The organism is Mesorhizobium sp. LSJC280B00 (assembly GCF_000502835.1).
Taxonomy (GTDB): Bacteria; Pseudomonadota; Alphaproteobacteria; order Rhizobiales; family Rhizobiaceae; genus Mesorhizobium.
The window spans coordinates 88,133-95,065 of the sequence record NZ_AYVL01000024.1 but is presented as its reverse complement, the minus strand read 5'-3'; the positions used below and the strand labels follow the sequence as shown (position 1 = coordinate 95,065).

At 63.4% G+C, this 6,933-nt stretch carries 8 protein-coding genes; all 8 read right to left on the bottom strand.

The genetic code is table 11. The features are described from left to right. The coding region (locus X773_RS66045) for an ADP-ribosylglycohydrolase family protein (RefSeq protein ID WP_245274784.1) at positions 1-574 on the bottom strand (574 nt) is incomplete at its 3' end. Positions 575-601: 27 nt separating this feature from the next. Further along, positions 602-1,327 carry a GntR family transcriptional regulator gene (locus tag X773_RS66040; RefSeq protein ID WP_023679209.1) on the bottom strand — a complete coding sequence of 242 codons (726 nt, stop codon included), beginning with the start codon at positions 1,325-1,327 and terminating at the stop codon, positions 602-604. Between the two features lie 411 nt (positions 1,328-1,738). After that, a complete protein-coding gene (locus X773_RS66035) occupies positions 1,739-2,512 on the bottom strand; it encodes a hydroxymethylpyrimidine/phosphomethylpyrimidine kinase (protein WP_023679208.1) in 774 nt (257 codons plus the stop codon). Then, a complete protein-coding gene (locus X773_RS66030; protein ID WP_023679207.1) occupies positions 2,503-3,108 on the bottom strand; it encodes a thiamine phosphate synthase in 606 nt (201 codons plus the stop codon). Before X773_RS66030 ends, X773_RS66035 begins: the two co-directional genes overlap by 10 nt. Continuing rightward, the gene (locus tag X773_RS66025; RefSeq protein ID WP_023679206.1) at positions 3,105-3,878 is read right to left on the bottom strand and encodes a thiazole synthase; all 774 of its coding nucleotides are present in this window, start codon (positions 3,876-3,878) and stop codon (positions 3,105-3,107) included. The genes X773_RS66030 and X773_RS66025 overlap by 4 nt, the downstream gene beginning before the upstream one ends. A gap of 1 nt (position 3,879) precedes the next feature. Next, positions 3,880-4,077 carry a sulfur carrier protein ThiS gene (gene thiS / locus X773_RS66020; RefSeq protein ID WP_023679205.1) on the bottom strand — a complete coding sequence of 66 codons (198 nt, stop codon included), beginning with the start codon at positions 4,075-4,077 and terminating at the stop codon, positions 3,880-3,882. Beyond that, positions 4,046-5,047: a glycine oxidase ThiO gene (gene thiO, locus X773_RS66015; RefSeq protein WP_023679204.1), complete on the bottom strand. Its 1,002-nt coding sequence runs from the start codon at positions 5,045-5,047 to the stop codon at positions 4,046-4,048. Before thiO ends, thiS begins: the two co-directional genes overlap by 32 nt. Further along, entirely contained in the window at positions 5,044-6,879 is a 1,836-nt protein-coding gene (gene thiC / locus X773_RS66010) for a phosphomethylpyrimidine synthase ThiC (RefSeq protein WP_023679203.1), read from the bottom strand. The genes thiO and thiC overlap by 4 nt, the downstream gene beginning before the upstream one ends. Positions 6,880-6,933 lie beyond the last annotated feature (54 nt).

Below are 6,933 nucleotides of genomic sequence, written 5' to 3'. Positions count from 1 at the left end.
TGGCGCGCCAGTCGCCGCCGGCGACGCCGCGGCTGACGGCCGCCGCAACGGCGGCTGCGGCCGCAATGGCAATCGAGGTGTTGTGCGTGGCCCGGCAGGTCTCGGCAACTTTGGCGACCAGCGCGTCCAGCGGCTCTGGCGGCATCATGATGCCGACCGGCGCAATGCGCATGGCCGCACCATTTGTGTCGCCGCTGCGCCCCGCTTCCTCGGCCGGCACGCCATTGTTGATGGCGTCGATGGCGCGTTTGGTCGATGGTCCCAGCAGATCGTAGCTGCCGCGCGCTTTGACGTCGCGCTCCCAGTCGAGCAGCGCGTTGACCCACCGCGTATGATCGAAGCGGTTACCGGATTCGACCAGGATACGGCCAAGCAGAAGCGCCTGTTCGGTGTCGTCGGTGATCGTTCCAGCGGGAAGCCCCTTCGACACCGGATGGTCGGCGAAAGGAGCAATGAAGCCCTCTACATGGGCGTAGAGTTCGGCAATCCGGGCCGGCGACAAAAGCTGCGTCGGCATGCCCAGCGCATCCCCCAGTGCCCCGCCGACAAGCGCCCCCATGGCCCGATCAGTCATATTCCCGGTGTTGTCGTCCGGCATCACTCAGAACCTCATATGCAGCGCAAAATGCGCCGGGTTGAGCAGGCTGGTCACATATTCGATCGGCCGGTCATCGGCGGCGCGGGTCAACCGGCGACCGCGAAGGAACGGCGTGCCTTGCGGGCAACCGAGGATTGCAGAGTCCTCGGCGTTGAGCATTTCGATGCCGACCCATTCCTCGCCATGGTCGGGAATGAGGCCCGCGCCGCGCAGCGTCTGGTGCAGCGAGCCTTCGCGCAGGCCGCGCAACGGCACATCCTCCAGTTCCGGCGATAATGGCAGGCGGCTGCGCTCGATGGAGATGGCGTGGCCGTCGCTGGCATTGGTGCGCACCCGGTCGACAGCGATGAAAAACGGGTTTTCTATACCAAGCAGTGCGGCAAGACCGGGGTCCTCGATCACCTCGAGCCGCAGCGTCCGCGTCTCGGCGTTGGCGCCGGCGTTGGCGAGCGCCCGCGACCAACCGATGGAGTCATCAACGGGCTTGCCATCGAAGGTGACGAAAGAGCCGATGCCGACTTTGGTGGTGATCAGCCCGCGGTTGGACAGTTCCTCGAGGCCTTTGCGGACGGTGTTGCGGCTGACGGAGAAACGCTGGACGAGCTTGTTCTCGCTTTGCAGCCGGTCGCCGAAGCCGAGAACACCGGAGCGGATTTCATGTTCGAGAACGGTGGCGATCTGTTCGGGTTTGCCCGTGCCGGGAGACAGTTGAACCGAGCGCCGCTTCATATGGTACCTGTTCAGTGAGCCTGTATAATCCTGTTCATATCACGGCAGGCTTGTCAACGAGTGCCGCATGGAGCAGTTCGTGATCCCGAGTCCGGTTCAACAGGACGGCATAAGGAGCGTCAGCCTAGCGCCGCCGCAGCCGAGACGCGGGATCGACCGCTCCCGTCGAGGGGCGTCGTTTAGCAGGAGCTCGCGACCAAGGTGAATTCCAGGATCGCAGTCGGATGTGGGGAAAGGATGCCACACAACGCACTAGATACGGCGCACGACGGCCGCCTCGCCATCGTTGATCTCGCGGTCGCCGCCTGGCGAGGCCGTCAAACTACTCCTGTCGAGTGAGGTGAATTACGAAGGGAAATTACCAGCCCGGACCCGCGAGAGGCAGGCGTGTCTTTCGAGAGTTGGAAAATCTTACAAGTTTCGTCGGTCTGCTGCATTCTTCTTAAACATGGCCAAGACAAGCCGCTTGCCTTCGCGCACACTGTCTTCGAGCGGCTTCGCCTTCGCCAGATGCGCCGCAATCGCGCTAGCCAGCATGCAACCCGTCCCGCGCATTGATGCGACAAGACGAGGTGCGTCGAAGCGGATTGGTTCTTGATCCGAACGCAACAGAATATCGGTTGATCGAGGTCCTGATGCGTGGCCCCCTTTGATCAGCAGGCCCGGCACGCCGGCTGCCAGCAATTTCCGTCCCAGTCTCACCGCGTCGCTCTCGTCGGCTGGCGGTTCCGCACCAACAAGGAGCGCCAGCTCGAGGAGATTGGGGGTCACAAGGCAGCAAAGCGGCATCAGATCGCGCCTCATGGCAGCGATGGCACCTGCTTCCAGAAGCCCCCGGCCGGAGCTCGAGGCCAGCACCGGATCGAGCACTGCCGGCACCTGCGGATTTTCGCGCAGCACGCCGGCAATGGCAACGACGATCTCAGCCGTTGCGAGCATGCCGATCTTAATTGCCGCCACCTTGTTGGCCTGCAGCGCGGCGCACATCTGATCGGCCACAAGATCGGGCTGCGAAGGATGGATTTCCATCACGGCTTCGTGCGTCTGCACCGTCAGCGCTGTGACAGCCAGGCAGGTGCGCACGCCAATGGAAGAGATCGTCTCGATATCACGTGCAATTCCAGCCCCACCGCTGGAGTCTGATCCGCCGACGACGAGCACATGCGGTTCTCGCCTCAGCGCCATGGCTTTGTCTTTTCGATCCATTCTCGCGTGCGCGCTTCGGGATCGGCATTCAACGTGATGTCGGTGACCACCGCCGCGCTGTCCGCACCAGCCTCGAAGACACCGTCGAGCCGGTCGGGGTTGAGGCCGCCGATGGAGACCAATGGGATCGGCGCCACCCGATACTTCCACTCGCTCATCCGCTCGAGCCCTTGCGGCGCCCATTTCATCTGCTTCAGGATGGTGGGATAGATAGGGCCGAGCGCGATATAGTCGGGCTCGGCAGCGATCGCCGTTTCCAGTTCGAGATGATCGTGCGTGCTGAGCCCGAGCTTCAATCCGGCGTACTTAATCGCCAGCAGGTCGGCCGCGGCCAAATCCTCTTGGCCGAGATGGACGAAGTCGCAGCCTTCCTCAATGGCGAGCCGCCAATAGTCGTTGACGATCAGTTGGCAACCATGGACCGCGCAGACGTCGTTCGCGCGGCGGATTTCCGTCCGCAGCGTGGTCTCGTCCCTATCCTTGATGCGCAACTGAACCAGCTTGACGCCAAGTGGCACCAGCCGTTCGATCCAGGCGGCGCTGTCGACGATCAGGTAGAAGGGATCGAGCTTCATGAGAAAACCGCCCTGCCGAATGTTGGTGTCGATGGCACCGCGACGTCGCGGGGTTCGAGCATCCCCGAGCTGAAAGCTTCTCGACCGGCCTCGACCGCCTTGCCGAACGCACACGCCATGCCGACCGGATCGGCCGCCTTGGCGACCGCTGTGTTCAGGAGCACAGCATCAAAGCCGAACTCCATGACTGTTGCCGCGTGCGATGGCCGTCCGAGACCAGCATCCACGATCAGCGGGACATCAGGGAAATGTCCGCGCATCGAGCGCAGCGCCATGATGTTGACCGGCCCGAGGGCGGAACCGATCGGTGCGCACCAGGGCATCAAGACCTTGCAGCCCGCCGCAAGCAGCCGCTCGGCGACGACAAGGTCGTCGGTAGTATACGGGAACACCGCAAAACCGTCCTCGCACAGGATGCGGGCGGCTTCGAGCAGACCGAACACGTCCGGCTGCAGCGTGTCGTGATTGCCGATCACTTCGAGCTTGATCCAGGGCGTGCCGAAGACTTCGCGCGCCATTTGTGCGGTCGTGACCGCTTCCTTGACGGAGTGGCAGCCAGCAGTGTTGGGCAGGATTCTGACACCAAGCGAGCGGATCAACGACCAGAATTTTTCGCCAGCCCTGCCGCCTGCCATTTCACGGCGCAACGAGACGGTCACCACCGAGGTGCCCGATGCCCTGACTGCATCGGCAAGGATGGCCGGCGAAGGATATTGAGCCGTGCCGAGAAGCAGGCGGGAGGGAAGCGTCGTCCCGAGAAGATCGAACATGCTAGCCTCCCTGCATGGGCGAGAGGATTTCGATCCGGTCGCCGTCGTTCAATTGGAATTCCGCCCGGCTGGCTTTGTGCACGAGGTCGTTGTTGACGGCGGTCGCGAGCCAATCGCCCTCATAGTCAAGCGCGGCAAGCAGCTCGGCCAGCGTGGTGGCGGCAACCTCATGCACTTTGCCGTTGACCATCAGTTTCATGAGCAAGCTCCACGGGTTTGTCGTGATTGAAGACAATTTCGCCCGCCAGGCGCGCCATGGCGGAGGCGAGAAGAAAGCCATGGCGATAGAGCCCGTTGATCGCGACGGTGTCTCCGCTCATTTCGACGCGCGGCAGATTGTCGGGAAAGGCTGGACGGACGCCGACGCCGGCTTCAACGATCTCGGCCTCGCCAAAGGCCGGATGGAGGGCATACGCAGCACCCAGAAGCTCCATCATCGAACGCGCCGTGACCGGTCTGGCGGACTGGCTTTCAATCATCGTCGCACCAATCATGAAACGGTGGTCGGTGCGCGGCACTGCATAGAGTGGAAAGCGCGGATGCAGCATCCTGACGGGGCGCGACAGCGAGAAGTCTGGCGTGTTTAGGATCAGCATTTCGCCGCGAACGCCGCGAAGCCTGTCATCGACGGCGGCCATCCCCGGGCAGTCGATCTGACGATCGAAACCGGAAACATGCCGGGCGTCGGTGCCGAAGTGGAATTTGACACCCATGGCTGCGAGCTTGTCATGAAGTGCTGCCATCGCCTGGCGCGGGTCGAGATGAGCCTCATCTGGGAAGAGCAGTCCGCGCCGGAAGCGGCCGGCGAGGTCGGGTTCCAGGAGCGCAATTTCGTCTTCATCGACACGCCGATGGCCCGACGTGCGGCTGGCGAAGCGGTCGAGCTCGCCGGCATCACGCGGGGGGGCCACGACAAGTGTTCCGCCCCGTGTCACCTGACCCGGCAGCACCGCATCCCACCAGTCGGCAGCGTCACGTCCAAGGTCCAGCACCGGCTGCTCGGCGCTTTCACGCTCGCACCATGGCGCCAGCATGCCGCCGGCGAACCACGACGCATTGCCTCCAAGGCCATGCCGGATCTCGGCGACAGTGACCGTCGCGCCGCGGGCGGCGAGTTCGAAGGCGGCGGTGAGGCCGGCGACGCCGGCCCCCTTTATCAGCACCTTCATGATGGCTTACCTGGCTGAGGCGTGAGCGGTGCGCCGGTCTCGTCCGCTGGCACGTAGAGATCGCCGCCCTCGCGGTATTTCGCCGCCATCGCCGCCATGCCCTCTTTCTGTGCCTCGGCGCGGATGTCGTGAGAGATGCGCATCGAGCAGAATTTCGGTCCGCACATCGAGCAGAAATGCGCCAGCTTGTGCGCCTCCTTGGGCAAGGTCTGGTCGTGGAAGGACCGTGCGGTTTCGGGGTCGAGCGACAGGTTGAACTGGTCCTCCCAGCGGAACTCGAAGCGCGCGCGGGAAAGGGCGTCATCCCTGACTTTCGCCGCCGGGTGGCCCTTCGCCAGGTCGGCCGCGTGCGCTGCGATCTTGTAGGTGATCACGCCGGTCTTGACGTCATCGCGGTCGGGAAGGCCGAGATGCTCCTTGGGCGTGACGTAGCAGAGCATGGCCGTTCCGAACCAGCCGATCATCGCCGCGCCGATGCCGGAAGTGATGTGGTCGTAGCCCGGCGCGATGTCGGTCGTCAGCGGTCCAAGCGTATAGAACGGCGCCTCGCCACAGACGGCGAGCTGCTTGTCCATGTTCGCCTTGATCTTGTGCATCGGCACGTGGCCGGGCCCCTCGATCATCACCTGGCAATCTTTCGCCCAGGCGATCTGCGTCAGCTCGCCGAGCGTTTCCAGTTCGGCGAATTGCGCCGCGTCGTTGGCATCGGCAATCGAGCCGGGACGAAGGCCGTCGCCGAGCGAAAAGGACACATCATAGGCGCGGCAGATGTCGCAGATTTCAGCGAAATGCTCGTAGAGGAAGCTCTCCCGGTGATGGTGCAGGCACCATTTGGCCATGATGGAGCCGCCGCGCGAGACGATACCCGTGACCCGGTCAACGGTCAGCGGGATGTAGTGCAGCCGCACGCCGGCATGGATGGTGAAATAGTCGACGCCCTGTTCGGCCTGTTCGATCAGCGTGTCGCGGTAAACCTCCCAGGTAAGATCCTCGGCAATGCCGCCGACTTTCTCGAGCGCCTGGTAAAGCGGCACCGTGCCGATCGGCACCGGCGAGTTGCGGACGATCCATTCGCGGATGTTGTGGATGTTGCGGCCGGTCGACAGATCCATCACCGTGTCGGCGCCCCAGCGGATCGCCCACACCATCTTTTCGACCTCTTCAGCCATCGACGATGTGACGGCGGAGTTACCGATATTGGCGTTGATCTTGACCAGGAAATTGCGACCGATAATCATCGGTTCGCTCTCGGGATGATTAATGTTGGCGGGAATGATCGCGCGTCCGCGCGCCACCTCGTGGCGGACGAATTCAGGCGTGACGAAGTCGGGGATCGCCGCGCCGAAGGCCTCGCCGTCGCGCTCAAGCTTGCCGTGCAGGATCTCGCGACCAAGGTTCTCGCGGATGGCGACGAACTCCATTTCGGGCGTGATGATGCCAGCGCGCGCATAGGCAAGCTGTGTCACCGCCTTGCCGGTCTGGGCCCGGAGTGGCCGGTTGCGGACTGGAAATTCCGGTGTTAGGCGCTCGCCCGCCGCAAACCCATTGTCTTCTGGCCGGACGTGGCGGCCGTCATAGGCTTCGACATCGCCGCGCGCGGTGACCCATTCATGGCGAAGCCGTGCAAGGCCGTTTTCGATGCTGGTTTCGACAGTCGGGTCGGTATAGGGGCCGGACGGATCGTAAGCGGTCACCGGCGGCTCGCCTGCCGTCGGATGGACGGAGATTTCGCGCATCGGCACCCTGAGCTGCGGGTGGATGGTACCGGATTTGTGGATTTTGCGTGAGGCAGGCAGCGGTCCCGTCGAGACGGCGGGGGTGAGGGCATTCATCTTGAGGCTCCTTTGCTCGTTGCATTGGAGACCCAGTTCTGTGCCGGAAGGATG

Excerpts from the sequence above, each read along its gene's own strand:
- X773_RS66040 (WP_023679209.1), bottom strand. The coding sequence starts at position 1,327 with ATGAAGCGGCGCTCGGTTCAACTGTCTCCCGGCACGGGCAAACCCGAA.
- X773_RS66035 (WP_023679208.1), bottom strand. The coding sequence starts at position 2,512 with ATGGCGCTGAGGCGAGAACCGCATGTGCTCGTCGTCGGCGGATCAGAC.
- X773_RS66030 (WP_023679207.1), bottom strand. The coding sequence starts at position 3,108 with ATGAAGCTCGATCCCTTCTACCTGATCGTCGACAGCGCCGCCTGGATC.
- X773_RS66025 (WP_023679206.1), bottom strand. The coding sequence starts at position 3,878 with ATGTTCGATCTTCTCGGGACGACGCTTCCCTCCCGCCTGCTTCTCGGC.
- thiS (WP_023679205.1), bottom strand. The coding sequence starts at position 4,077 with ATGAAACTGATGGTCAACGGCAAAGTGCATGAGGTTGCCGCCACCACG.
- thiO (WP_023679204.1), bottom strand. The coding sequence starts at position 5,047 with ATGAAGGTGCTGATAAAGGGGGCCGGCGTCGCCGGCCTCACCGCCGCC.
- thiC (WP_023679203.1), bottom strand. The coding sequence starts at position 6,879 with ATGAATGCCCTCACCCCCGCCGTCTCGACGGGACCGCTGCCTGCCTCA.